The organism is Oceanobacillus timonensis (genome assembly GCF_900166635.1).
In the GTDB taxonomy this organism is placed as follows: domain Bacteria; phylum Bacillota; class Bacilli; order Bacillales; family Amphibacillaceae; genus Oceanobacillus; species Oceanobacillus timonensis.
Genome location: NZ_LT800497.1, coordinates 4362091 through 4387941 on the forward strand (window position 1 = coordinate 4362091; position 25851 = coordinate 4387941).

Here is a 25851-nt window from a genome sequence, read left to right on the forward strand (position 1 = left end):
CATAGACAATGACATTTTGGGAGTGTTGTAGCATGAAACATTTTACTGAGGAAGAAAAGATGAAGATTTTATCTGACATTATAGCGATTAAATCTGTGAACGAAAATGAAATCGAAGTAGCAAATTACATAAAGGATTTATTTGCTGCATACGGTATTGAATCTAAAATGGTGCCCGTAACAGACACTCGTGTTAACTTAGTCGCTGACATTGGCAGCGGGAGCCCAGTCATTGGCGTTTCTGGTCATATGGATGTTGTTTCTCCCGGCGATGAGAGCAAGTGGACTTCCGATCCGTTCACATTGACAGAAAGAGATGGAAAATTATACGGGCGTGGAACAGATGATATGAAGGCAGGTTTAGTAAACCTTGCTTTAGTGATGATTGAACTTAAAGAAAATAATGAGCTTAAGAATGGAACTGTCCGTTTGATGGCAACGACTGGTGAAGAAGTCGGCGGCGCAGGTTCTAAAAAGTTACACGAGGAAGGCTATATGGATGATGTAGATTATCTGTGGGTAGCTGAACCTTCTCCTGACACGATTATTTACTCTCACAAAGGTTCACTGAACCTGCGTATCACATCTATCGGGGAAGCAGCACACAGTTCTATGCCAGAACAAGGCTATAACGCGATTAATCCATTAATGAAATATTTATTAGAAGCAGACGAAAAGTTGAATGGGGATGACCGTAAAAATGAAGTCCTGGGCGAATTGGTCATGAGTACAACTATTTTTAATGCAGGAAACCAAGTAAACTCCGTTCCAGAGACAGCAGCAGCTGAATTAAATGTGCGTACGATTCCGGAATTTGATAACGATGAAGTGATTGACTTATTCAACAAAACAGCTGACAAATTCAATAAAGCAGGCGCTCATATTGATGTGGAAGTGACCATGTCATTACCTAGCGTTTTCGCTTCAAAGCATTCTAAAATGGTTCATCTTGCTCAAGAAATTGGTAAAAAGCATTTAGGTTTAGAAGTTTCCGTTAAAGGGTCACCCGGGGTGACAGATGCATCCAATTTATTGCGAGGTAAAGATGATACCTTCCCATTCATGATGTTTGGACCAGGTGAAACAAAAATGGCGCACAAAATAGATGAATATGTCTACAAAGATTACTACTTTGCATTCTTCGATATCTATAAAGAGTTAATTTTAGGATTATCGAAATAAAATTAGATCTAAACCGTTCATCTAACGAATACAAATTCTTATTAGGCTCTAATTCACCTTTTGTGTCTCATGTTACTTTATTACCTTTATAGAAATGGAAAGGGCTGTTGCACGATTTGTTATCTGATTGTGCAACAGCACCTTTGTTTTTCTTAACAATTTATCATGCTCTTGATTGGAAGCAATTTTCCAAGATTTATCTCGTTGATTGTTATATTGGTAATGATCGCTTCATGTATATAATTTATTTTGCCTCCTTCACTTCTGCTGCACCGTCAGCGGATATCCAGGCTTCTCTCTTCAATGATTCTTTTTATAAGGAAATAATTGATATAAATACCCGTTAAAATTAAAAAGGAGCCCCAGCTTATCAGTACACTTAAAATTTCTCCAATCTTGCTAGTCTTAATAAATGTATCATATGGATGTTTTATACGATATGTAATGGCTATCTCGTCCCCATTTTGATATAACTGATATGTAAAAGAAGAAACACCCTTCTCTGTTTTATACGTTGTCCCCGTCTGATCTTGGTACTGTAAGGCAAATGTATATTTTTCAGTAACTCCTCTCCCATAGGATGTTCTCTCTTGCTCTTTATCAATAATTTCCGCCATTGCTTCTTCTTTTCCCATAGGATTCATTTTATAAAATAAATTCTTTCCAATGAATAAATAAATAACTGTGCAAATGACAATAAACAATAAAATGCCAATTTTTAATGCCATTCCTCCGATATCTTTTAATCTCTTTTTATTTTCTCTTTCTTTTTTATATACCCATTGTACGAGCCTTGATTCAGGAAATAGACCTGAGAAAATTCCCCAAACAAACCACAGTATCAATATACTCGCCGGGTATAAAATAGCCCCTAAAAGAATTGCAGTTTTTATGGAACTTTTTTTCTGGGTTCCATATGTATCGCCTATTTGCAATTGATATATTTCTTTTTTTGAAACATCATATCTATCTCCATTTAACATCATCACATGATAGTTCGGCCCCATATAAAGCCCTTTTGTACTAGATTTTTGTATGACCGGGCTTTCTGCCTCCATATCCGTTTCATTCATGGAATTAAATGGTACAAATATAAATACAATGACTAAGCATAAAAATAAGATGGCTAATGAAAACCAAGCAGCCTTTTTCATCCAATCCAACATCTAGCGATTTCCTTTCTAGCAGTCAACATGTACATTTTTAAATACAAAGTCAGTATAACATATTCACTTTTTAAAACTTTATTTATTTTCAAAAATGATAAACTACTTGTTTCTATTTAGTAACATTACCAATCAAATTAGAAATCCTTATGAGGCTTTGTTTTTAATCCAAGACTTATGGAATTATAAGAAAAAGAAGTCCACCACACTTGCCTTCAAAGTCATATTACTGGACAGAAAAGCAGAATTAATTCAGGATTATGTTAATGTGCTAAAATAATTCAGGATAGAAGGAGCGTTGATACTTATGTGCCATACCTTGCGGGAAGAAATACAAGAGAAATTACAGAATGGGGATTACCACTGTGAGAAAGAAATGACACTTTCTATCTTTAGCGGTAAATGGAAAGTAGTTATTTTATGGCATTTAGGAGTAGAAGGCCCTCATCGTTTTAACGACATGCAACGACTTTTTAAAAATATTTCTCATAAGACGCTCTCTAATCAATTAAAGGAATTAATAGAGGATGGGGTAATTCATCGCCAAGTTTATCCAGAAAGTCCTCCAAAAGTAGAGTACTCCATGACAGAGCTGGGGTTCACATTATTACCTATCATTGAGATGATGTATGACTGGGGGAAAAACCGTATTGAGCAATTAAAAAAGGAAGGGGTTATCAGTTAGAATCATCCCTTTAGATTACAATAATAAAACGGCCAGATGCTCCACCTGACCGTCATGTTATAATTAATTATTCAGCAGCTTTAATGCTTCTCTGTTAAAGGCTGGCAGGTCGTCAGGAGTACGGCTGGTAACCAAATTCTGGTCAACAACTACTTCTTCATCTTTCACAACTGCTCCTGCATTCTCTAAGTCTTTTCTAACAGAAACAAAGCTTGTTAATTCTCTATCCTTTAATAGATCTGTTTCCACTAAAAATTGAGGACCATGGCAAATTGCAAATACGGGTTTATCCGCTTCGATGAATGCTTTTGCAAAGTCACCATTTTTTGGATTAATACGAAGTAAGTCTGGAGAGAATCCACCAGGAACTAATAGGGCATCATAGTCGCTTGCGTTCACTTCTTCAATTCCTTTATCAGCTTTTAGTTCCTCCCCATTTTTACCTTGAATGACCTTCCCTGCTTCATCACTAATGATTTCTACGGAATGACCAGCATCTTTATAAGCTTTGACAGGATCTGTTAATTCTATTTCTTCCACCATATCTGTAACGATTACTGCAATATTTTTTGCCATTTCTTATTCCTCCTTCATTCGTTTAGTTTTATAATATCAAACATTTCCAGGTCTGGGAAGCACGCACTTTGCGTTGCGTAAGTTACTTATAGGTAACTATTGGATTGATATCGTTTTTTTAACATGTTTTTCACATATATAAAGTCCACTCGCTATTTTTCCATGTATCGTTTTGTAAAACTTGCTACAAAAATGAAGGCGTGTTACCCTATCTTAAAGATTCATAACAGAATACATTTGACGTGTTCCTGATCATGCAGGCAAGATCAAATGTACACTTTCATAACCGCTGGGAATGTATATCTTTCTGGCAGGATATTTGTGTGCGTTTGATTTTTTTGTGTCATGATGTGTTCTTCTGATTCGTTGGCCAGTGGATTGAAGGAGGAAAAAAGGATGAACTACCAACAAGTTGCAACAAGCATCTTAAAAAATGTAGGGGGTAAGGAAAACGTTTCTGAGCTGACCCACTGCTATACCCGTTTGCGTTTTACGTTATATGATACAAAAAAAGCGAATAAAGCGTATTTAGAAGAGATGGATGAAGTCATCTCCGTTGTAGAGAGCGGCGGACAATTTCAAATTGTTCTAAGAAATAAAGTGAAAGAAGTTCATGATCAAATCCAACAGCTTTTAGGAGATTTAAATACAAACGAAGAGACAACCGAAGCGGATAAAGGATCTATTGGAAATCGAATCCTAAATACGTTTACTTCTATATTTATACCAATTATCCCGGCAATTGCAGCGTCCGGTATGCTGAAAGGTATCCTGGCGCTTGCTGTGATGATTGCTACTCACTATTGGAACGTAGATATTACATCGTACAACACGTACCTGATATTAGAAGCTACTTCTAACGCCTTATTTCATTTCTTTCCCATTATGATTGGGTATGTAGCGGCAAAAGTGTTTAAGGCAAATGAATTAATTGCGATGGTGCTGGCAGCGACTCTGTGCTACCCGGACCTTGTTGCATTAATGACAGGAGATGAACCTGTTACCTTTTTGGGAATTGGCGTAACATTAGCGGATTACACATCAACGGTTATCCCAATCATTATTGCTGTATTTATCATGGCATATGTACAACGCTTTTTCGAGCGAGTGATACCTGAGGTTTTGAAAATTATTATGGTGCCTACCCTTACTTTATTAGTCATGGTCCCTGCAACCTTAATTATTTTTGGACCTATCGGCATTCACTTAGGTAACTTTATCAATTGGCTCTATTATATTATCATGGATATCAGCCCGACATTATTAGGTGCTTTCATCGGCGGAATATGGTGTGTGCTTGTTATCTTTGGTGCGCACAAAGCCATCCTGCCTATCGGGATTAATGATGTTGCCCAAACAGGACAGCAAAATCTTTTGGCATTTGCAGGAGCGGCTAACTTTTCCCAGGCGGGAGCGGCTGCAGGAGTCTTTTTAAAAACGAGAAATAAGAAATTAAAAACGCTATCGGCAACTGCAACCGTAACAGCTCTTTTCGGAATCACTGAACCGGCGATTTACGGGGTGAACCTCCGACTGCGAAAACCAATGATTTATGCCGTCATCAGCGGAGCAATAGGCGGCGGCCTGATGGGCTGGGGCGGTTCCTATGGTACAGCCTTTGCCAACCAAGGTTTTTTAACAATTCCGGTCTATATTGAAGCCGGGACAAAAGCATTCTTATGTTATATTATTGGTATTGCGATTGCCTTCTTTGGCGCTGCGGCAATGACAATGTTATTCGGCTTTAAGGATGTTCCTGAAGAAGAGGATGCTACGGATGAAGGTCTTGGAGACAGCAAAGCGGATGTCCCAAATACCATGACAGACACAAAAGAAAACATACCTGCACCAATTCAAGGAAAAATGATGCCATTATCCGATGTACAAGATGAGGTTTTTTCATCAGGAGCATTAGGAGAAGGCATAGCAGTCCAGCCAACAGTCGGTGAAGTAGTGGCACCAGCCAATTGTAAGGTCTCTGTTCTCTACCCGACATTACATGCTATCGGACTGGAGCTGGAAAATGGTGTTGAATTGTTAATTCATATCGGCTTTGATACCGCAGAATTAAATGGAAAAGGGTTTGAAGCCCATGTGAACGCTGGTGATGAGATAAGCAAAGGAACAAAAATTGTTTCATTTGATATAGATGAAATCAAAGCAAAGGGCTATGATCTTACCACCCCAATAATTATCACGAATTCTTCGCAGTATCCGAATGTTTCTATTGTCGAAAGCAATAAAGACGGAACTGTTTCATAAAAAAATACAGGAGTGACGATAATGACAAATTATTTCAGTAACGATTTTTGGTGGGGAGCTTCCTCCTCCGCCTTCCAAATCGAAGGAGCATGGAACGAAGATGGCAAGGGAAAAACAGTAGCGGATTACAATGCTTTTCTAAAATCAGATGTACAAGCTGATACCACTGTTGCCAGTGATTTCTACCATCACTATAAGGAAGACATTCTTTTAATGAAGGAACTCGGCTTAAAAGCTTATCGCTTCTCTATTTCCTGGGCAAGAATTATTCCGGATGGCGATGGCGAGGTGAATCAACAGGGAATTGATTTTTATAATAAGGTGATTGATTTCTTATTAGAGAATGATATTACCCCATTTGTTACCCTATACCACTTTGACCTTCCATTTGCCCTTGTCGATAAGTACAATGGCTGGGAAAGCCGTGATTGTGCGTATGCTTTTGAAAGATATGCGAAAACCTGCTTTGAAGCTTTCGGTGATCGCGTAACGTATTGGCAGGTGCATAACGAACAAAACCTGATGGCCCGTGTAAATATTCGAATGAATATGTATGATGTGCCAGCTGAACAAGCTGAAAAAGTGAGAGCACAAATGGATTATCATATGTTTTTAGCGCATGCGCTTGCGACGAATGCCTGCCGAGAAATCCTTCCAAATGCACAAATTGGACCGGCAGTATCTTCTACCATGACATACCCTCATTCCAATCGTCCGGAAGATGTATGGGCAGCTCGAATGAATGATAATTTCAAAACCAATTACGCCTTGGAAATGTACTGTTTTGGCGAATATCCGGGTTATTATAAAGCTTACTTAAAGGAATGTGGTATTTATCCGGAAACCAAGCCGGAGGACGAAGCGATTTTAAAAGCGTCCAAACCGGATTATCTCGCTGTGAACTATTATCGTACGTTAGTAGCCAGCTATCTTCCAGCAGATGAAGCGCATCCTGTTGGCACAAAGGTAAATGATATTGATTTTGATTTATATGGCTACTTTAAAATGGAGAAAAACGAGAACCTCGTCGTCACAGATTACGGCATTCAAGTAGACCCGACAGGTTTAAGACTTCTGCTTAATGACTATTATGAAAAGTACCGTCTGCCGATGATTATTACCGAAAATGGTTTAGGAACCGGCGACCAGTTAACCGAAGACGGTAAAATACATGATGATTACCGTATTGACTACTTAAAAGATCATATCGCCGCTTGTAATGATGCCATTGCAGATGGCGTAGAGTTATTCGGTTATTCTCCATGGTCTTTCACGGATTTGCTAAGCTCCCGTCAAGGGTTTGCGAAACGCTATGGCCTGGTTTATATCGATCGAGATGATTTTGATCTGAAGGAACTGCGCCGGATAAGGAAGGATAGTTTTTACTGGTATCAAGATGTGATTAAAAATAATGGGTTAGATTAACCTATAAAAGAATAAAAAATCAGTTTGTTACAAACGGGCCTTATGTGTTTCGTAACGAACAAAAAAATGAATTCCACTCATTTATTTTTCAAAATGAGTGGTTTTTTATAACACTTGACTGAACTATATTCAGTGACGTACTATTGAATTAGATTCAGTCATAAAAGATATAATAGGAGATGGACAATGAAACGAATATCTAAAGAACCAGATATAAGACGCCAAGAGTTAATGGATATTGGTTTGGAGTTTTATATGAAAGGTGGAATAAAAGGATTTAGCATAAAAGATGTCGTTAATCGCGCAGGTGTAGCAACAGGATTATTTTATTATTACTTCACATCTAAAGAAGCGTTCATTGATGAAATTTTAAATGATTTTATTGTTAATAATATCGAGAAAATCCAACAAATACTTGGTTCTGATAAACTTACCGTTATGCAAAAGATAACAGAATCCTTAGAGACTTTTTGGGCATTTGCTGAAAAACTAGAACCTTATAAAAATACGGATGCTTTTCAAACAGAACAGCATTTTCAGCTCGAACAGAAACTATTCCTACAAATACAGCCGCTAATACAAAAGGTGATTGAGGATGGGATAAAAACAGGAATTTTCAACACGGATAATCCCATTTTAGCCTCTGAATTTATTTTATATGGACTCAGCAGTATTGCTCACTCAAATAAGTTAGATCTGAATGATGCTGTGAAGAAAGAAACGATTCATTTGGTATTAACCATACTAAAATACAATCAGAAAGCTGATATCTAAAATATAGCTGACATAGGGCAAAGGAGAGTTCATATGAACATTTATATTGACGGAAAAAGCATTACAAACGAGCAATTGACACAATGGAAAAGAAAACGTGTTAAAAAAGTTTTTAACATATTAGGTTATAAAAGTGCTGAAATAAATGATCCAGATAGCATGATTGATAAGCTAACCAATCTAAAAATGGAGTCCTCTTATCAAGAAATGTATAACAAATTGGAATCTAAATTGAAATTAAGTAAAACGGTTATGCGGATGGGTGCTTTTCTATCTGGAAGTAGACGAAAATTTTCTCAAACAGAAATCCATTTAGATGGAATAACAGCTGAAGAAGCAATAAAGGGTATAGATACTCTTATGTTAAATTCATCAGATAAAAACAATCGTGTAAATTTATCTGCTTGTCCGGACCACTATGCATTAAGGCCTTTAGGAGAAAATGAACTTGAAGTCATTGAGACGACCGGAAACGCTCCTTTACCTGTTCAGTTTTTTATTGTTTTTGATGATGAAACAGGGTTACAAACACCTAGAGATGACGCTTATGCATATCAATCAGCAGGTGTTGCTCGTCTGAAAGATGGCACAGTTATCGGAGGAGTTCGCCACCAAATTAAAGACACAAAAACGGGTATAAAAGTTAAGCTTTCCGTTGAATTTCCTGCACTAAGCCCTACAAGTATTATTTCATCACATCAAATGCATTTAGCATGTGAATTTTCTTATTGGCTGCAATGGATAAAAGGCGAAAAAAATAATAACGACTAAGCATCGTTGACTTGAAGATATAATCGATACTGCTTCTGTTTCAAAATGATTCGAACACGCCAATATGCATAAGTCCTTCTTTATCGTAGTAACGCAAGGTATATACAGTCAGATTCAATTCTTCTGCAGCTTCACCGATAGAATAAGTCTTCATCATGACGCACCTTTCTTTTTTATAAGTTAGACTTCGATATAACTTGAGGATATCGTGATATATTCCGAGTGTCAAACGCATTAAGTAGCTGTATGAATTAAAAACTTTTTAAATGCACTTGACCTAGAGTTGACTGTAAGGTTTACCATTTGGTTTGTAAGAGAAAAATGCAGAGGCCCAAGTGTATTGCCATTAAATTATAAGGAGGATTTTTCATGACAACGATGAAAGGTAAAGTAGCACTAGCAACTGGAGCAAAAGGTGGAATGGGACTTGCAACGGCACAATTGTTTGCAAAAGAAGGAGCAAGTGTGGCCTTAGTTGATATAAACGAACCTACTCAAGAAGCACAAGCCTTAGTTGATGCGGGTTATCAAGCGATAGCTATTCAATGTGATGTTTCAGACGAAGAAGCTGTGAAAGCAATGGTAGAAAAAACAGTTGATACATTTGGAAGATTAGATTATGCATTTAACAATGCTGGTATTCAAAACCCAGTCACAGACACAGTTGATTTAGAAGAAGACGTTTTTGATGATGTCATGGATGTTAATGCGAAGGGCGTTTGGCTCTGCATGAAATATGAATTGAAACAATTTGAAAAACAAGGTAGCGAAGGAGCTATTGTTAACTGTTCTTCTATGGGGGGAATTGTTGGTGTTCCTGGCCGTTCTGTATACCACGCATCGAAACATGGAGTGATTGGATTAACGAAGAGTACTGCCTTAGAAGTTGCCTCAAAAGGCATCCGGGTTAATGCAGTTCTACCAGGAATCATTGAAACGCCAATGGTTGAAAATATGTTAATTAATGAAAGTAATGCAATGGATGAATTAATCAACCAGCTCCCTATTCGCCGTATAGGTAAAGCAGAGGAAGTTGCTTCCGTTGTCCACTGGTTATGTTCACCGGGCGCAACCTATGTCATTGGCCAATCCATATCCGTTGATGGCGGATTTACAGTTCAATAATATAACACAGATGGAAAAAAGCGTGGTACAGACTCGAGGTACTACGCTTTTTTCATTCTTACTAGATCTATACCGTTTTGCAGCGTTGATTCAATGGTGTCCTCCCCAGGTAAAATGAAAGACTTTTCTATTGGAAGGTTGATTTTTGTACAACTTTTTAAAAAAGCACATATATAGTAAAATCCCTCAACCACAAGTGGTTGAGGGATTTGTAAATTCGATTTATTAACGTTTTGAGAATTGTGGTGCACGACGAGCTTTCTTAAGACCGTATTTATAACGCTCTTTCGCTCTGGAATCTCTTGTAAGGTACCCTTCTGGTTTTAAAGCAGCACGATACTCTGGATCAGCTTGCAATAATGCACGTGCAACGCCGTGACGGATTGCACCAGCTTGACCAGTGAAACCACCGCCATGTACATTAACAAGAACATCATACGTTCCTTGAGTTTCTGTTGTAGCAAGCGGCTGGTTCAAGATGAGTAATTGCGTTTCATATGGAAAATAGTCTCTAGCATCGCGACCATTGATTGTAACATTTCCTGTCCCTGGTACGAGACGTACGCGGGCAGTTGATTTTTTACGGCGACCTGTGCCGTAGTATTGTACTTGTGCCAATTCATTTACCTCCCTTTAATTATCCGCGAAGTTCGTAAACTTCTGGTTTTTGAGCCTGATGATTGTGCTCAGCGCCTCTATATACATGCAATTTCTTTTTCATTTTACGTCCTAAAGGTCCTTTTGGAAGCATTCCTTTGATTGCAACTTCAAGCATTTCTTCAGGATATTTTGTACGCATTTCGTATGCGTTACGAGATCTCAATCCACCTGGATGGTTGGAGTGATTATAATACATTTTGTCTGTTATTTTGTTTCCTGATAGTTCAATTTTGTCTGCATTGATGATAATAACATTGTCACCAGTGTCTGCATGTGGTGTGTACGTAGGTTTATGTTTACCACGTAAGATAGCAGCTACTTCGCTTGCTAAACGTCCTAAACGTTGTCCTTCCGCATCCACAACTAACCATTTGCGTTCAATGTTTGCTTCATTTGCCATGAAAGTTGTGCGCATGATTTTTTCCCTCCATATATCAATGATTCTTTATTCTTCGTAATCATATTTTTATTCTTAACACAATTAGTTTCCGGGGCTAATCATGGTTTAGAAATAAAATGCCATATATCATCTTATAACTTTCTTAACCAAAAGTCAAGCCTGGGATGAAAGTAATTGAAAACATTTTTTGATTTTCTTTCTTAAGCCATTCAATATTCATCCTGCTACTTTACCGCTTTTTATAAGATAAGCCGCTTCAATGACGCATCCGTTCTATTCCAAATCTATGATTCGTTCTTTCCCTATTCGTCATAACTTACTTCCCATAGATACAGTCCATTTGGGGAAATCGTTTTTCCAAGCTGTCCTCTTTCTTTTGCAGCTAAAAGGACAGGTATATCTTCTGGTTTCCGCTTTCCAATTCCTACGTCCAAAAGCGCACTAACCATTATCCGCACCATATTGTACAAAAAACCGCTCCCACGAAAAACAAATTCGATGTCATTGTCTTTCCTTCTGCAGGATGCATGGAATAATGTACGCACTTTAGAGCCTTTCACAGACGATTTCGCAGATGAAAAGGTGGTAAAGTCATGTGTCCCCTCTAAATGCTTGCAGGCGGCTTGTATGGCCTCTATATCCAGATCTTTAGGAAAGTGCAATACATAGTCGCGGCGGAATACATCCGGATCTTCCCGGTTTAAGACAATATAATGATACTCTTTCTGCTTCACGCTGTAGCGGGCATGAAAACTGTCATGAACTTTTTCAATATGCATTATCCGGACATCATCCGGCAAAAGTGTATTGATTGCCTGCTTCCAGTTGCGTTCAGGAATGGTTAACGGCGTATCAAAATGAATAACCTGTCCAACTGCATGCACACCTGTATCTGTACGTCCTGATGCCTGAATACGAATGGCCTCGCCTTTGTGCATTTTAATCAAGGCTTTTTCCAGTACGCCTTGTACAGTCCGGTGAGCAGGCTGCACTTGAAACCCTGCAAAACCCGAACCGTCATAAGCAATCGTACATTTTAACCTTTCCATGTATACAACCCTTTCTTCCATCCATTACTGTCTTACGAAAAACAATGCGGCTAATATCAGTACAAAGGCAATCAGAACCAGGATATCTTTAACGCCTACATGTAATTCACGAAGTTTGGTTCTTCCTTCTCCGCCTTGGTAACCCCGGGCTTCCATGGCCATCGCCAAGTCTTCCGCACGTTTAAATGCACTGACAAACAGAGGAACCAATAATGGAATTACTGCCATCACCCGATCTTTGACAGGCCCTGTACGAAAATCAACACCACGTGCTGCCTGGGCACGGGAAATTTTATCCGTTTCCTGCATTAGAGTAGGGATAAAACGTAGAGAAATAGACATCATCAAGGCCAGCTCATGAACAGGAAATTTGATTTTTTTCAATGGATGAAGCATTTCCTCCATCGCATCGGTAATTTCAATCGGCGTGGTTGTCAGCGTTAATAATGAGGTGGTCAGAATCAACAGAAAAAAACGCAGAGAAATCGCAAAACCTTGTATAATCCCGCCGCTGTAAATCTTGATAAAACCCCAGTCTAATACGAGATTTCCTTCATTTGTGATAATCAAATGCAGAATAAAAGTAAATATAATTAAAAACCAGACCGGCAGCAATCCTTTTAATATAAATTTCAACGGCACTCTGGAATTCAATACACAAAGCAATGAAAATGCCGTTAATAAGCTGTAAGACGCTACATTATTTGCGAAAAAGACGACAATCACAAAGAAAAAGACGACAGTGATTTTCGTTCTTGGGTCTAATCGGTGAATAAAGGAATTCCCAGGAACATACTGGCCAATGATTAAAGCATTATTCATCCGAGCCCACCTCCAGCTGTTCCTTTATCTCATGCGCTAATTCTGGTAAGGACTGATGGTGATAGCTGATAGAGGTACCAAAACGTTCATTGTATTGGTTCAGAAACTGAATCACTTCTGGGACGCCTAATTGTACCTCCCGAAGCTTATCTGCTTGTCTAAACACATCAAGCGGCGGGCCTTCCATATATTTTTGTCCCTTATTTAAAATGATGATTTTATCCGCATAAGTCAGCGCATCTTCCATACTATGTGTCACTAGTACCGTTGTCAGGTTACGCTCTTTATGCAGCTTATAAAACATATCCATCATTTCACGCTGCCCGCGCGGATCAAGGCCGGCAGTAGGTTCATCCAATACGAGAACTTCCGGACTCATTGCCAAAACCCCTGCAATAGCTACACGCCGCTTCTGTCCTCCACTTAAATCAAATGGCGAACGTGCCAATAATTCTTCCGGAAGACCCACAGCTGGGAGAATATCCTCAATCCGACGATTAATTTCCTCCTGCTCCACCCCAAAATTCTTTGGACCAAAAGCAATGTCTTTAGCAACCGTCTCTTCGAATAACTGGTGCTCCGGATATTGAAAAACAACACCGACTTTTCTTCGCAACTCACGGATACCCTTAGGCTTTCCTTCAGAAGTCAATTGGAAATCACCAATTGTTATCTCTCCTCTGCTCGGCAGGCTCAAACCATTGAGATGCTGAATCAGGGTCGACTTTCCGGAACCAGTATGACCGATAACGGCAACAAATGAACCCGAATCCATCGTGAAGGACATGTCTTCAAGCGCCTTATGGGCAAAAGGACTATTCTCTTGATAAATATAACTTACGTCTTTGAATTGAATTTCCATAATTCCTCCAACAACTCTTCGTGGTTTAGCGCTGCTTCTGTTAATGGGACTCCCTGCTTCAACAGCTCATCCGTTAATTGTCCCACAAAGGGAACATCTAAACCGATTGTACGTAACGCTTCCCGCTGCAGAAACAGTTCTCTTGGCGTTGTTTCCTTCCAAACTTGTCCTTGATTCATCACAATCACACGATCAGCCTGGACAATCTCCTGCAAGTCATGTGTGATGGTAACCAAGGACAGCCCTTCTGACTCCTGAATATCATTCACCGTATGCATAATTTCTTGTCTTCCTGTCGGATCCAGCATCGCAGTAGCCTCATCTAAAATTAATACCTTGGGAGCTATCGCTAAAACACTCGCAATAGCTACACGTTGTTTTTGACCACCCGATAGACGGTGCGGTTCGGTTATGAGGTAATCCTGCATACGAACAGCAGATAAGGTGCGCTGGATTCTCTCTCTCATCTCTTCTCGGGGGACTCCTCTATTTTCCATTCCAAATGCGACATCATCTTGCACAGTAGCCCCGACAAATTGGTTATCCGGATTTTGAAAGACCATCCCTACATCTTTACGTATATCCCAAACGGTATCGTCATCTACTTTTTGACCATTAACGATAATCTCTCCGTCTTTAGGCATCAACAATCCATTAAGCAGTTTGGCAATGGTTGATTTTCCAGAGCCATTATGACCGATGATGGCAACCCATTCGCTTTCATAAATATCAAAGGAAACCTGATTTAATACCAGTTCTCCCTCTTCCTCATATTGAAAGGAAACATTCTTAAACTCTACTAACTTTTTACTATCCATCCAGACACCCCCTTCTCCTGTTTTTTTATTATGTAATTTGTTTTTTCTATTATGGTTATTATTTTACCCATAGCAGTTCATGAACGAAAGTAATTACTAAACAAAAGCTGATAAAGTTTAATAGCAATTCCGGCCAACGCTACGGAAATACACTACGCTTTCCACGGGCTTGAGCTCAGCCTCCTCGGTAAAAAGAAGACCACTTTTTTACCTGCGGGGTCTTCCCACTACGCTCTCCCGTAGGAGTCTCCGTGTATTTCCTCCGCTGGGTATTGAGAAGAATATATTTCATTATATTCTTCTCTATAAATTAAAAACAATAGATATCTTAAACTAAGCAAAACACATCAAAGATTAGTGAATCATCATTTTCCAATACAAAAAAAGGGCTTGGATAACCTCTGAGAGAGATTGAGTCCTGCCCCTTGCCGTTTGTAGTAAATTAAACCAACTCAATGATTGCCATTTTAGCGCCATCGCCTTGGCGTTCACCAAGTTTAAGAACACGTGTATATCCACCTTGTCTATCTTCATAGCGCGCAGCAACATCATCAAATAGTTTTTGAATTACGTTATTATCTTCATCCGCTTCTTTGTTGTATAAAAATGAAGCAGCTTGACGGCGTGCATGTAAGTCGCCACGCTTCCCAAGCGTAATCATTTTATCTACAATTGATCTTAACTCTTTCGCTTTTGCTTCTGTTGTTTCCACGCGCTCATGAATAATCACATCAGATGCAAGGTTGCGAAGAAGAGCCATGCGGTCATCTGTTCTACGTCCTAATTTTCTAGCCACGGACTATCCCTCCCTTTTTCGAAACTCTACAGGTGACTGGTTAAATCAGTCATCATCGCGAAGACCTAATCCTAGATCTTCCAATTTCACTTTTACTTCTTCTAATGATTTACGTCCTAAATTACGAACCTTCATCATATCTTCTTCTGATTTATTTGCAAGTTCTTGAACCGTGTTGATTCCAGCACGCTTCAAGCAGTTGTAAGAACGAACAGAAAGATCAAGCTCTTCAATGGTCATTTCCATTACTTTTTCTTTTTGATCTTCTTCTTTTTCAACCATAATTTCAACGCTCTGTGCTTCATCTGTTAAGCTGACAAAAATATTTAAATGCTCCGTGATAATTTTCGCACCTAAAGAAACAGCTTCTTCCGGGCGAATACTACCATCCGTTAAAACATCCAATGTCAGTTTATCATAATTAGCAATTTGACCGACACGTGTATTCTCAACTTGATAGGTAACACGTGATACCGGGGTGAAGATGGAATCAATCGGAATAACACCAATTGGTTGATCATCAAACTTGTTTTCTTCTGCCGGACGATAACCGCGGCCTCTTTCAGCAGTTAACTTCATATGCAGGCTGGCTTTACTGTTTAATGTCGCAATATGAAGGTCCGGGTTCATCACTTCCACATCACTGTCGTAAGTTAAGTCAGCAGCAGTCACTGCTCCTTCGCCTTGAACATCAATTTCCAATGTTTTTAAATCATCAGAGTAGATTTTAAGTGCAAGTTTTTTCAAGTTAAGAATGATAGTAGTTACATCCTCTACAACTCCGTCAATTGTTGAAAATTCGTGCAGTGCTCCATCAATATGAACAGATGTTACAGCAGCACCCGGTAGTGAGGATAGTAAGATACGACGCAAGGAGTTTCCAAGTGTGGCACCATATCCACGTTCTAGCGGTTCAACTACAAATTTCCCAAACGTAGCATCCTCGCTAATTTCAATCGTTTCAATTTTTGGTTTTTCTATCTCGATCATTTAACAAACCCTCCTTTAAAACGTCGAAACCCCGGCTAGACAAACAAAGTCTAACCGAAATTCCTCAAATAGGCAGTTGCGTTTCTGCGCTACCTAAAAATCTTTCGTACGAACTGTCTTTGGAATCTGTTTATCTACAACATGTAGATAACCGTATGTTTTATCAACCAGTATGACCAAGTTGATAAATTCTATACGGTTAAATTAAACACGACGACGTTTTGGTGGGCGGCAACCATTATGAGGAACTGGAGTTACGTCAACAATTGCCGTAACTTCTAATCCAGCAGCCTGTAAAGAGCGGATTGCAGCTTCACGTCCAGCGCCAGGTCCTTTAACAGTAACTTCTAATGTTTTCATGCCGTTTTCGATTGCAGACCGTGCAGCTGTTTCAGCAGCCATTTGTGCAGCAAACGGAGTTGATTTTTTAGATCCTTTGAAACCAAGAGCACCAGCAGAGCTCCATCCAATCGCATTACCTTGTGTATCCGTAACAGTAACAATCGTATTGTTAAACGTTGAACGGATATGGGCAATACCAGATTCTATATTCTTTTTCACACGACGTTTACGCGTATTTGTTTTACGTGCCATTAGTAAGCTTACCTCCTTACATTACTTTTTCTTGTTAGCCATTGTTTTACGTGGGCCTTTACGTGTACGGGAGTTGTTCTTTGTTTTTTGTCCACGAGCCGGTAATCCGCGACGGTGGCGAATACCTCTATAAGAGCCGATTTCAATCAAACGTTTAATATTGAGAGACACTTCACGACGAAGGTCACCTTCTGTCGTATAGTTTTCAACCGCTTGACGAATTCTTGCTAATTCGTCTTCCGTTAAATCACGAACACGAGTACTTTCAGAAACGCCTGCTTCTTTAAGGATTTCCTGTGCTGTAGTTTTTCCGATACCATAAACATAAGTCAGGGAAATTACTACACGTTTATCACGTGGAACATCAATACCTGCAATACGTGCCATAGAATGCTAGCACCTCCTATTTTTTAGCCTTGTTTTTGTTTGTGTTTTGGATTATCACAAATCACCATTACTTTACCTTTGCGTTTGATGACTTTGCATTTCTCGCAAATTGGTTTTACAGATGCTCTTACCTTCATCATCATTACCTCCTTTTAGATCGGAGCTCGTTTATTTATAACGGTACGTTATTCGTCCTTTGGTTAAATCATACGGAGAAAGTTCAACCGTTACTTTATCGCCTGGCAAAATGCGGATAAAGTGCATACGGATTTTGCCAGATACATGCGCCAATACGGTGTGGCCATTTTCAAGCTCCACTTTAAACATCGCATTCGGCAATGTATCTGTCACTGTACCTTCTACTTCAATAACATCATCTTTCGCCATTGTGTGTGATCTCCCTTCTTCAAATCAGTTACAACCTTATCTAAATTTAGGATAAGCTTCATTTCCCTTTTGTGACAAGCCGTTCTTGCTATTGCTGCTCACGTTCATCATTAGGGAAACATTCATTGTACATTTAGCGCACTATCATCATCTAAAGATGATTCATCAGGGCACTGCTTCCTCCATGGGCCAGCGTAAAACAACCGACCGTTCACAACCGAGACATCAATTGTACTGACCTGAATCACTATCCTGCATCATACGTACAAATGGACCTCAGTAAAAAAATCAATTTGTTAACGTATATCTGCTCTCACCATCACCTAGGCAATTGTTCGTTTATATCAAAAGGTTGATGAACCAATTTTTATCGTGTTTGATAAAAGCATTACACATTATCCCACCTATTATAACGTGCAGAGTCAAGATTTGCATCTATTCTGTTCGTTAAAAGGCTTGACTTATTTATCCAAAATGGATTCAATGTCGGAGAAGACGTCGTCGATATCACGATCACCGTCTACTTTCACAAGATATCCTTTATCCTGATAAAAATCAAGTAATGGCTGTGTTTGCTCTACGTTAACGGCTAACCGTTTTTTTACCGTTTCAGGTTGATCATCATCTCGCTGAATTAACTGGGAGCCATCCTTATCGCAAATGCCTTCCTCTTTTGGGGGATTATAAACGACATGATAAGTTGTTCCGCAAGTCGGACAAATTCTCCGTCCAGTTAAACGCTCTACCAATTTTTCTTCTGGTACGTCCACATGAATTACATGGTCGATGGTTCTATTCAAATCAGCAGTCAATTTTTGCAGTGCTTCAGCCTGGGCAATTGTACGCGGAAATCCATCTAATAAAAATCCTTTTGCACAATCGTCCTTTGCTAAGCGCTCCTTGACAATACCAATCGTTACTTCGTCTGGAACAAGATTTCCTTGATCCATATATTCCTTCGCTTTTTTTCCAAGATCTGTACCCTCTTTAATAGCTGACCGGAACATATCCCCAGTTGAAATGTGGGGGATATGATATTTTTCTTCTATTTTTTCGGCCTGTGTACCTTTCCCGGCACCAGGTAGCCCCATTAAGATTAAATTCATTGTTTCCCCTCGCTTTTGTAGACAGGAAATTTATTTAATAAACCCTTTATAATGTCGCTTCACAAGCTGACCTTCTAATTGTTTCATGGTTGTTAATGCAACCCCGACAACGATAATCAAGCTCGTACCGCCGATTTGAACTGTCTGCGGCAGATTAGCGAGACCGCCCAGAATAATCGGGAATACAGAAACAGCCGCTAAGAATAAGGCGCCGACAAAGGTCAATCTGCGAATAACCCTTGTTAAATACGTTTCTGAATTATGCCCCGGACGAATACCAGGAATGTAACCGCCTTGCCTTTGCAAGTTCTCTGACATTTGCTCCGGATTAACCTGAACAAACGTATAGAAATAAGAGAAAGCAATAATCAGTGCAACATAGATGACCATGCCTACAGGCTGTGTATAATCAAAAATGTACGACACTGCATTGGCTACTTGGTTCCCCTCAAAAAAGCCGGCTATCGTCGTTGGTGCGACCATAAAGGCAATCGCAAAAATGACTGGAATAACCCCTGCTGCATTGACCTTAATTGGCAGATGCGTAGACTGTCCGCCTACTGGATTACGATTTACCAGTTTCTTCGCATACTGTACCGGAATTTTACGCAATGCTTCGTTTACGAAAATAATTCCAACCGTCACAGCAATAATAACCAGGACAATTAACGTTACAATAACAATATTGATAAACAATTCACTTCCCGGGTTCGAGAAATATTGATTATATATTTGAGCGGCGCCATTCGGGATAGCAGCAACAATACCGGCAAAGATAATGATGGAAATACCATTACCAACTCCATGCGCAGTAATTTGTTCCCCTAACCACATAAGAAAAGCTGTACCGCCTGTTAAAACAACTGCAATCATCAAGAACTTCATAACGCCGGGGTCATGAATCAATAACCCGCCTGCCATCGCATTGAAGCCGACAGACATTGCAATTGCTTGAATAAAAGCTATACCGATCGCTGCATAACGTGTTACTTGAGCGATTTTTTTCCGTCCCATTTCTCCTTGCTTTTTCCATTCAGCAAACTTTGGAACAACATCCATTTGTAACAGCTGCATAATAATTGATGCGGTGATATAAGGCATGATTCCCATTGCAAAAATAGAGAAGTTTTCAAGTGCCCCGCCGCCGAAAGTATTAATGAAGCCAAACATATTCTGCTGGTCCATCATAAAACTGAGGGCGGATCTATCCGTAAAAGGTACAGGAATAAACGTACCAATACGGAATACAACAAGCATTAGCAGTGTAAATATAATTTTATTTCTTATATCTGTTACACGAAAAAAATTGGAGAGTGTCTGAAACAAATTAGATCACCTCAGATTGACCGCCCGCTGCCTCAATTGCTTCTTTCGCTGATGCAGAGAACTTATGAGCTTTTACAGTCAGTTTCTTTTCTAATTGACCTTTTCCAAGAACCTTAATTCCAGCATTCAATTTGCTTACGACACCAGTTTCTAATAACAGTTCCGGAGTAACCTCCGTTCCTTCTTCAAAGCGATTCAGCGTGTCAAGGTTCACAATTGCATATTCTTTACGGTTAACGTTGGTAAACCCACGTTTTGGTAAACGTTGGAATAAAGGCATTTGACCACCTTCAAAACCAAGTCTTACACCACCGCCGGAACGTGCTTTTTGACCTTTATGCCCACGACCAGAAGTTTTACCGTTACCGGAAGACATTCCGCGACCTACACGGTTTCTTTCCTTACGGGATCCTTCTGCTGCTTTTAATTCATGAAGTTTCATGCGAGCACCTCCTCTTTACAATAGATTTATTATACTTCTTTAACTGTCAATAAGTGGGACACTTTGTTAACCATACCGCGAATGGCTGGAGTATCTTCACGTACGACTGATTGACGAATTTTCTTTAACCCCAATGCTTCAACAGTTTTACGTTGAACGTCACTGCCACCGATAACACTGCGAGTGAGGGTTATTTCCAATTTTTTAGACATCGTGATTCCCTCCTTATCCTAACAGTTCTTCAACAGACTTTCCACGTAATTTCGCTACGTCCTCAGCTGTTTTTAAGTTTGTTAAACCGTTCAATGTAGCACGGATAACGTTGATTGGTGTGTTAGATCCTAATGATTTTGTCAGGATATCACCTACACCAGCAAGCTCTAAAATCGCACGTACTGGACCGCCAGAGATAACTCCAGTACCTTCAGAAGCAGGCTTCATCAATACATTACCAGAACCAAATTGTCCATGAATTTGATGTGGAATGGTTGTGCCTACGATTGGTACAGTAATTAAGTTTTTCTTCGCGTCATCTACTGCTTTTTTAATTGCTTCAGGTACTTCTTGTGCTTTACCGGTACCGAAACCAACGTGACCGTTTTTGTCACCTACAACAACTAATGCTGCAAAGCGGAAACGGCGTCCACCTCTTACAACCTTTGCAACACGGTTGACCGTAACAACACGTTCTTCAATATCTAATTTGCTCGGATCAATATTCGTATTCATTATAGATGCTTACCTCCTTTTACTTTTAAAATTCAAGGCCTTCCTCACGAGCTGCCTCTGCTAAAGCTTTGATACGTCCATGATATAAATAACCACCACGATCAAATACAACGGATTTATATCCTTTGTCAATTGCACGTTTTGCAACAGCTGCCCCTACTTCTTTTGCAGCTTCAACATTCTTACCGTCAATTCCAAGTTCTTTATCGACTGTAGAAGCACTTGCAAGGGTTACGCCGTTTACATCATCTATTAATTGAACATAAATGTTTTTATTGGAACGGAACACATTTAAACGTGGACGTTCTGCAGTTCCTGATAATGTTCTGCGCACACGATTGTGACGCTTTTTACGAATAACATTTTTGTCAGGCTTTGTAATCATCTGGGTCACTCCTTTCTGGGCTGACTAAACTTACTTAGCAGTTTTACCTTCTTTACGACGTACATATTCATCCGCATATTTAATTCCTTTACCTTTATATGGTTCAGGTGGGCGGATTGCACGAATATTAGCAGCAACTGCTCCTACTAATTCTTTATCAATACCTTTAACAACGATTTGTGTGTTATTAGGTATTTCAATGTCAATACCATCAATTGGGTCAAGTTCAACAGGATGTGAATAACCAGCGTTAACAACTGTTTTGTCTCCCTGTTTTTGAACACGGTAACCAACACCGTTGATTTCCAATGATTTTTCAAAACCTGTACTTACTCCAACTACCATATTATTAATTAAAGTGCGGGTCGTACCATGTAGTGCACGGTGATCTTTGTGATCACTTGGGCGTTCAAATGTTACGATATTACCCTCAACGTTTATTTTAATATCCGGATGAAAATCTCTTGTTAATTCACCCTTTGGTCCTTTTACAGTCAGTGTATTTTCGTCGAAATTCAACTCTACACCTTCTGGAATTTCAATAGGCTTCAGTCCGACACGAGACATTCCTTGCACCTCCTCTTTTAAAAATAAGTTCTTACCAAACGTACGCTAATACTTCGCCGCCAACCGCTTGGGAACGAGCTTCTTTATCAGAAAGCATTCCGTTAGAAGTGGATACGATAGCAATGCCAAGTCCATTCAATACACGTGGTACTTCGTTCGCTTTAGCATATACGCGTAAACCTGGTTTACTGATACGTTTAATACCTGTAATCACTCTATCTTCATTTGCACTGTATTTTAAGAAGATACGTAATATACCTTGTTTATTGTCTTCAACCATCTCATAGTCCTTCACGTAGCCTTCACGTTTCAGGATATCAGCGATCTCTTTTTTTATTTTAGAAGCAGGAAGCTCTAATTGTTCATGTTTAACCATGTTCGCATTACGGATGCGAGTAAGCATATCTGCAATTGGATCTGTCATAACCATTACTAATTACCTCCTTCCCGAATCGGGGATTACCAACTTGCTTTTTTGACACCAGGAATTTGACCTTTATAGGCAAGTTCACGGAAACAAATACGGCAAAGTTTAAATTTACGAATGACGGAATGCGGGCGACCACAGCGTTCGCAACGTGTATATTCTTGTACTTTATATTTTTGCGGGCGCTTTTGTTTCGCAATCATAGATTTTTTAGCCAAAATTTTCCCTCCTTGTATTAGCTTTTAGCTTACTTTTGGAAAGGCATGCCCAGGCCAGCTAAAAGTTCACGGGCTTCTTCGTCTGTGTTAGAAGTTGTTACAACAACAATATCCATACCACGGACTTTATTTACTTTATCATAATTAATTTCCGGGAAAATCAACTGTTCTTTTACACCTAATGTGTAATTTCCACGACCATCGAATGCTTTTTTAGAAATACCACGGAAGTCACGTACACGTGGAAGTGATACAGCGATCAGTTTTTGCAAGAAGTCATACATGCGTTCTCCACGCAATGTAACTTTTGCACCAATCGGCATTCCTTCACGGAGACGGAAACCTGCGATGGATTTCTTAGCACGGGTAATCAATGGTTTTTGACCGGAAATTAATGCTAATTCTTCAACAGCACTATCTAATGCTTTAGAGTTTTGTACAGCGTCACCAACACCCATGTTGATCACGATTTTCTCTATTTTAGGTACTTCCATTACAGAATCATAATTGAATTTATTCATTAAAGATGAAGTGATTTCATCATTATATTTTTGTTTTAATTCGTTCATGTGTTAGCCCTCCTTTCACAGAAAAACTTATTTATCTAATGCTTCACCGGATTTTTTAGCAATACGGATTTTTTTACCTTCTTTTATTTCATAGCCAACACGGGTTGGTTCTCCGGATTTCGGATCAACCGGCAGTACATTAGAAACATGAATTGGAGCTTCGATATTCAAAATTCCGCCTTGCGGATTATCTTGAGACGGCTTCGCATGTTTTTGAATCATGTTCACGCCTTCTACCAATACACGCTCTTTTTTCGGAAATGCTTCTAGTACAGTACCTTCTTTACCACGGTCTTTGCCGGATAACACTTTGACTTTATCACCTTTTTTTACATGCATGCTTTACGCACCTCCTTGATGAGGAAATTTACATTTATAAAACTTCTGGAGCTAGAGATACGATTTTCATGAATTGAGCTTCACGTAATTCACGTGCAACAGGTCCGAAGATACGAGTTCCTCTTGGACTTTTGTCATCACGAACAATTACGGCAGCATTTTCATCAAAACGGATGTAAGAACCATCTTTACGACGGGCACCAGATTTAGAACGTACAATAACTGCTTTTACGACTTCACCTTTTTTGACAACGCCCCCTGGTGTTGCTTGTTTCACCGTACAAACGACAACATCACCAATGTTGGCAGTTTTGCGACCAGAACCGCCTAATACTTTAATGGTTAATACTTCACGAGCACCAGAGTTATCTGCAACCTTTAAACGGGTTTCTTGTTGAATCATAACACTGTGACCTCCCTTCGGATACCTTCCGAGCGAACTTTATTAAATAATTACCGCTTCTTCGACTACTTCTACTAAACGGAAACGCTTGGTAGCTGATAGCGGGCGAGTTTCCATGATGCGTACGACATCGCCAGTTTTTGCAACGTTGTTTTCATCATGTGTTTTGAATTTCTTAGAATACTTCACACGTTTTCCATAAAGTTTATGGAATTTGTAAGTTTCAACTAAAACTGTAATCGTTTTGTCCATTTTGTCGGATACAACACGACCACTATAAACTTTACGATCATTACGTTCAGACATTGAGGTTAACCTCCTCTTTAGTTATTTACGCTTAATTCGCGCTCGCGAACAACCGTTTTAAGACGAGCAATAGATTTACGTACTTCACGGATACGTGCAGTGTTTTCCAATTGGCCGGTAGCTAATTGGAAACGTAAATTAAATAGCTCTTCTTTTAACGTTTTTACATTTTTTTCAATTTCGGCAGTGGTTAAATCTCTGATTTCTTTAGCCTTCATTGCTTTCACCACCAATTTCTTCACGTTTTACAAATTTCGTTTTAATAGGTAATTTATGAGCTGCAAGACGAAGTGCTTCACGAGCTACCTCTTCAGGTACACCTGCAATTTCAAACATAATTTTACCTGGTTTTACTACTGCTACCCATCCTTCTGGAGCACCTTTACCGGAACCCATCCGAACTTCTAAAGGCTTTGCAGTGTAAGGTTTGTCTGGAAAGATTTTGATCCAAACTTTACCGCCACGTTTCATGTAACGCGTCATTGCAATACGCGCTGCCTCGATTTGACGGCTTGTAATCCAAGAAGCCTCAACTGCTTGTAAACCGTATTCTCCGAAAGAAACAGCTGTACCGCCTTTTGCTTGGCCTCTCATTTTACCACGATGTTGTCTACGATATTTAACACGTTTAGGCATTAACATAGTAATGAGCCCCCTCCCTTATTTATCGGTTTTTGTTGGAAGGACTTCTCCACGATAGATCCATACTTTAACGCCTAATTTACCATACGTTGTATCAGCTTCTGCTGTACCGTAGTCAATGTCAGCACGTAAAGTATGAAGTGGTACTGTTCCTTCACTATAATGTTCTGCACGAGCGATATCTGCACCGCCTAGACGTCCAGATACTTGCGTTTTAATTCCTTTTGCTCCGGCACGCATCGCACGTTGGATAGCTTGCTTTTGTGCACGGCGGAATGAAATACGATTTTCTAATTGACGAGCAATATTATCAGCTACAAGTGTTGCATCAAGATCTACTTTTTTGATTTCAACAATATTGATATGAACTCGTTTGCCAGTTAAGTTGTTTAAAGATTTACGTAATGCTTCTACTTCCGAACCGCCTTTACCAATGACCATTCCCGGTTTTCCGGTATGAATCGTGATATTCACGCGGTTTGCTGCGCGTTCAATTTCAATAGAAGAAACAGAAGCCGTTTTTAGACGCTCATCAAGATATTCTCTGATTTTAATATCTTCGTGTAGTAAGTCTGCATAGTCTTTTCCAGCATACCATTTAGATTCCCAGTCTTTAATGACACCTATGCGAAGACCTGTTGGATTCACTTTTTGACCCACTG

Annotated in this window: 37 protein-coding genes and 1 pseudogene; 7 read left to right on the plus strand and 31 right to left on the minus strand. The window is 39.5% G+C overall.

Going from position 1 to position 25851, the window contains the following annotated elements; genetic code table 11:
• Positions 1 to 32: 32 nt before the first annotated feature.
• Positions 33 to 1181, plus strand: coding sequence for an ArgE/DapE family deacylase (locus B7E05_RS21435; protein ID WP_080876097.1), 1149 nt, complete (start codon positions 33 to 35; stop codon positions 1179 to 1181).
• 275 nt (positions 1182 to 1456) lie between these two features.
• Here B7E05_RS21435 and B7E05_RS21440 read toward each other — a convergent pair whose 3' ends face one another.
• The gene (locus B7E05_RS21440) at positions 1457 to 2347 is read right to left on the minus strand and encodes a DUF3592 domain-containing protein (protein ID WP_080876098.1); all 891 of its coding nucleotides are present in this window, start codon (positions 2345 to 2347) and stop codon (positions 1457 to 1459) included.
• Between the two features lie 307 nt (positions 2348 to 2654).
• Here B7E05_RS21440 and B7E05_RS21445 point away from each other — a divergent pair, with 307 nt between their 5' ends.
• Positions 2655 to 3032 (plus strand): winged helix-turn-helix transcriptional regulator, encoded by a 378-nt coding sequence (locus B7E05_RS21445; protein WP_080876099.1) that lies wholly within the window; start codon positions 2655 to 2657, stop codon positions 3030 to 3032.
• Positions 3033 to 3095: 63 nt separating this feature from the next.
• Here B7E05_RS21445 and B7E05_RS21450 read toward each other — a convergent pair whose 3' ends face one another.
• Complete coding sequence (locus B7E05_RS21450; protein WP_080876100.1) at positions 3096 to 3608, minus strand: type 1 glutamine amidotransferase domain-containing protein; 513 nt, start codon at positions 3606 to 3608, stop codon at positions 3096 to 3098.
• Between the two features lie 396 nt (positions 3609 to 4004).
• Between B7E05_RS21450 and B7E05_RS21455 the strand changes: the two genes are divergently transcribed.
• From B7E05_RS21455 to B7E05_RS21470, 4 genes are all read left to right on the plus strand, one after another.
• Complete coding sequence (locus B7E05_RS21455) at positions 4005 to 5870, plus strand: beta-glucoside-specific PTS transporter subunit IIABC (RefSeq protein ID WP_080876101.1); 1866 nt, start codon at positions 4005 to 4007, stop codon at positions 5868 to 5870.
• Positions 5871 to 5891: 21 nt separating this feature from the next.
• Positions 5892 to 7295 (plus strand): glycoside hydrolase family 1 protein, encoded by a 1404-nt coding sequence (locus B7E05_RS21460; protein WP_080876102.1) that lies wholly within the window; start codon positions 5892 to 5894, stop codon positions 7293 to 7295.
• Positions 7296 to 7481: 186 nt separating this feature from the next.
• Positions 7482 to 8069: a TetR/AcrR family transcriptional regulator gene (locus B7E05_RS21465; protein ID WP_080876103.1), complete on the plus strand. Its 588-nt coding sequence runs from the start codon at positions 7482 to 7484 to the stop codon at positions 8067 to 8069.
• A 33-nt stretch (positions 8070 to 8102) separates the two neighbouring features.
• Positions 8103 to 8840: a hypothetical protein gene (locus B7E05_RS21470; RefSeq protein WP_080876104.1), complete on the plus strand. Its 738-nt coding sequence runs from the start codon at positions 8103 to 8105 to the stop codon at positions 8838 to 8840.
• Positions 8841 to 8907: 67 nt separating this feature from the next.
• On the opposite strand, the pseudogene B7E05_RS21475 reads toward B7E05_RS21470, so the two are convergent.
• Positions 8908 to 8994, minus strand: a pseudogene (locus B7E05_RS21475) (MerR family DNA-binding transcriptional regulator); the annotation flags it as partial.
• Positions 8995 to 9209: 215 nt separating this feature from the next.
• Here B7E05_RS21475 and B7E05_RS21480 point away from each other — a divergent pair.
• The gene (locus B7E05_RS21480) at positions 9210 to 9965 is read left to right on the plus strand and encodes an SDR family NAD(P)-dependent oxidoreductase (RefSeq protein WP_080876105.1); all 756 of its coding nucleotides are present in this window, start codon (positions 9210 to 9212) and stop codon (positions 9963 to 9965) included.
• 225 nt (positions 9966 to 10190) lie between these two features.
• Here B7E05_RS21480 and rpsI read toward each other — a convergent pair whose 3' ends face one another.
• The 28 genes from rpsI to rpsC form a co-directional block, all read right to left on the minus strand.
• Positions 10191 to 10583 (minus strand): 30S ribosomal protein S9, encoded by a 393-nt coding sequence (rpsI, locus tag B7E05_RS21485; protein ID WP_080876106.1) that lies wholly within the window; start codon positions 10581 to 10583, stop codon positions 10191 to 10193.
• Positions 10584 to 10602: 19 nt separating this feature from the next.
• On the minus strand, positions 10603 to 11040 hold the full coding sequence (rplM, locus tag B7E05_RS21490; protein WP_080876107.1) for a 50S ribosomal protein L13: 438 nt from the start codon (positions 11038 to 11040) through the stop codon (positions 10603 to 10605).
• 287 nt (positions 11041 to 11327) lie between these two features.
• Positions 11328 to 12074: a tRNA pseudouridine(38-40) synthase TruA gene (gene truA / locus B7E05_RS21495; protein WP_143833280.1), complete on the minus strand. Its 747-nt coding sequence runs from the start codon at positions 12072 to 12074 to the stop codon at positions 11328 to 11330.
• A 24-nt stretch (positions 12075 to 12098) separates the two neighbouring features.
• Positions 12099 to 12896, minus strand: a complete 798-nt coding sequence (locus B7E05_RS21500) for an energy-coupling factor transporter transmembrane component T family protein (RefSeq protein ID WP_080876109.1) — start codon at positions 12894 to 12896, stop codon at positions 12099 to 12101.
• A complete protein-coding gene (locus B7E05_RS21505; RefSeq protein WP_080876110.1) occupies positions 12889 to 13758 on the minus strand; it encodes an energy-coupling factor ABC transporter ATP-binding protein in 870 nt (289 codons plus the stop codon). Before B7E05_RS21505 ends, B7E05_RS21500 begins: the two co-directional genes overlap by 8 nt.
• Positions 13734 to 14576, minus strand: a complete 843-nt coding sequence (locus tag B7E05_RS21510; RefSeq protein WP_080876111.1) for an energy-coupling factor ABC transporter ATP-binding protein — start codon at positions 14574 to 14576, stop codon at positions 13734 to 13736. Before B7E05_RS21510 ends, B7E05_RS21505 begins: the two co-directional genes overlap by 25 nt.
• Positions 14577 to 15018: 442 nt before the next feature.
• Positions 15019 to 15372 (minus strand): 50S ribosomal protein L17, encoded by a 354-nt coding sequence (gene rplQ, locus B7E05_RS21515; RefSeq protein ID WP_080876112.1) that lies wholly within the window; start codon positions 15370 to 15372, stop codon positions 15019 to 15021.
• Positions 15373 to 15417: 45 nt separating this feature from the next.
• Positions 15418 to 16362 (minus strand): DNA-directed RNA polymerase subunit alpha, encoded by a 945-nt coding sequence (locus B7E05_RS21520; RefSeq protein ID WP_080876113.1) that lies wholly within the window; start codon positions 16360 to 16362, stop codon positions 15418 to 15420.
• 204 nt (positions 16363 to 16566) lie between these two features.
• Positions 16567 to 16956, minus strand: a complete 390-nt coding sequence (rpsK, locus tag B7E05_RS21525; RefSeq protein ID WP_080876114.1) for a 30S ribosomal protein S11 — start codon at positions 16954 to 16956, stop codon at positions 16567 to 16569.
• A 21-nt stretch (positions 16957 to 16977) separates the two neighbouring features.
• On the minus strand, positions 16978 to 17343 hold the full coding sequence (rpsM, locus tag B7E05_RS21530) for a 30S ribosomal protein S13 (RefSeq protein ID WP_080876115.1): 366 nt from the start codon (positions 17341 to 17343) through the stop codon (positions 16978 to 16980).
• Between the two features lie 23 nt (positions 17344 to 17366).
• Positions 17367 to 17480 carry a 50S ribosomal protein L36 gene (gene rpmJ / locus B7E05_RS21535; protein ID WP_080876116.1) on the minus strand — a complete coding sequence of 38 codons (114 nt, stop codon included), beginning with the start codon at positions 17478 to 17480 and terminating at the stop codon, positions 17367 to 17369.
• A gap of 31 nt (positions 17481 to 17511) precedes the next feature.
• Positions 17512 to 17730, minus strand: coding sequence for a translation initiation factor IF-1 (gene infA / locus B7E05_RS21540; protein WP_040985051.1), 219 nt, complete (start codon positions 17728 to 17730; stop codon positions 17512 to 17514).
• A 461-nt stretch (positions 17731 to 18191) separates the two neighbouring features.
• Positions 18192 to 18836 carry an adenylate kinase gene (locus tag B7E05_RS21545; protein ID WP_080876117.1) on the minus strand — a complete coding sequence of 215 codons (645 nt, stop codon included), beginning with the start codon at positions 18834 to 18836 and terminating at the stop codon, positions 18192 to 18194.
• 30 nt (positions 18837 to 18866) lie between these two features.
• Positions 18867 to 20162, minus strand: a complete 1296-nt coding sequence (gene secY, locus B7E05_RS21550; RefSeq protein WP_080876118.1) for a preprotein translocase subunit SecY — start codon at positions 20160 to 20162, stop codon at positions 18867 to 18869.
• Between the two features lies 1 nt (position 20163).
• Positions 20164 to 20604 (minus strand): 50S ribosomal protein L15, encoded by a 441-nt coding sequence (gene rplO, locus B7E05_RS21555; RefSeq protein ID WP_080876119.1) that lies wholly within the window; start codon positions 20602 to 20604, stop codon positions 20164 to 20166.
• Positions 20605 to 20633: 29 nt separating this feature from the next.
• Positions 20634 to 20816, minus strand: coding sequence for a 50S ribosomal protein L30 (gene rpmD, locus B7E05_RS21560; RefSeq protein ID WP_080876120.1), 183 nt, complete (start codon positions 20814 to 20816; stop codon positions 20634 to 20636).
• A gap of 13 nt (positions 20817 to 20829) precedes the next feature.
• Positions 20830 to 21333, minus strand: a complete 504-nt coding sequence (gene rpsE, locus B7E05_RS21565; RefSeq protein ID WP_080876121.1) for a 30S ribosomal protein S5 — start codon at positions 21331 to 21333, stop codon at positions 20830 to 20832.
• Positions 21334 to 21358: 25 nt separating this feature from the next.
• Positions 21359 to 21718: a 50S ribosomal protein L18 gene (gene rplR / locus B7E05_RS21570; protein ID WP_080876122.1), complete on the minus strand. Its 360-nt coding sequence runs from the start codon at positions 21716 to 21718 to the stop codon at positions 21359 to 21361.
• A gap of 30 nt (positions 21719 to 21748) precedes the next feature.
• Positions 21749 to 22285 carry a 50S ribosomal protein L6 gene (gene rplF / locus B7E05_RS21575; RefSeq protein WP_080876123.1) on the minus strand — a complete coding sequence of 179 codons (537 nt, stop codon included), beginning with the start codon at positions 22283 to 22285 and terminating at the stop codon, positions 21749 to 21751.
• A gap of 31 nt (positions 22286 to 22316) precedes the next feature.
• Positions 22317 to 22715 (minus strand): 30S ribosomal protein S8, encoded by a 399-nt coding sequence (rpsH, locus tag B7E05_RS21580; RefSeq protein WP_080876124.1) that lies wholly within the window; start codon positions 22713 to 22715, stop codon positions 22317 to 22319.
• Positions 22716 to 22744: 29 nt separating this feature from the next.
• A complete protein-coding gene (locus tag B7E05_RS21585) occupies positions 22745 to 22930 on the minus strand; it encodes a type Z 30S ribosomal protein S14 (RefSeq protein WP_010652082.1) in 186 nt (61 codons plus the stop codon).
• Between the two features lie 29 nt (positions 22931 to 22959).
• Complete coding sequence (gene rplE, locus B7E05_RS21590; protein WP_080876125.1) at positions 22960 to 23499, minus strand: 50S ribosomal protein L5; 540 nt, start codon at positions 23497 to 23499, stop codon at positions 22960 to 22962.
• A 27-nt stretch (positions 23500 to 23526) separates the two neighbouring features.
• Positions 23527 to 23838, minus strand: coding sequence for a 50S ribosomal protein L24 (gene rplX, locus B7E05_RS21595; protein WP_080876126.1), 312 nt, complete (start codon positions 23836 to 23838; stop codon positions 23527 to 23529).
• 34 nt (positions 23839 to 23872) lie between these two features.
• Positions 23873 to 24241, minus strand: coding sequence for a 50S ribosomal protein L14 (gene rplN / locus B7E05_RS21600; protein ID WP_080876127.1), 369 nt, complete (start codon positions 24239 to 24241; stop codon positions 23873 to 23875).
• Between the two features lie 42 nt (positions 24242 to 24283).
• Complete coding sequence (rpsQ, locus tag B7E05_RS21605) at positions 24284 to 24547, minus strand: 30S ribosomal protein S17 (RefSeq protein WP_080876128.1); 264 nt, start codon at positions 24545 to 24547, stop codon at positions 24284 to 24286.
• Between the two features lie 17 nt (positions 24548 to 24564).
• Positions 24565 to 24765 carry a 50S ribosomal protein L29 gene (rpmC, locus tag B7E05_RS21610; protein WP_080876129.1) on the minus strand — a complete coding sequence of 67 codons (201 nt, stop codon included), beginning with the start codon at positions 24763 to 24765 and terminating at the stop codon, positions 24565 to 24567.
• The gene (gene rplP, locus B7E05_RS21615) at positions 24755 to 25189 is read right to left on the minus strand and encodes a 50S ribosomal protein L16 (protein ID WP_080876130.1); all 435 of its coding nucleotides are present in this window, start codon (positions 25187 to 25189) and stop codon (positions 24755 to 24757) included. Before rplP ends, rpmC begins: the two co-directional genes overlap by 11 nt.
• An 18-nt stretch (positions 25190 to 25207) precedes the next feature.
• Positions 25208 to 25849, minus strand: coding sequence for a 30S ribosomal protein S3 (gene rpsC / locus B7E05_RS21620; RefSeq protein ID WP_080876131.1), 642 nt, complete (start codon positions 25847 to 25849; stop codon positions 25208 to 25210).
• Between the last annotated feature and the right edge of the window lie 2 nt (positions 25850 to 25851).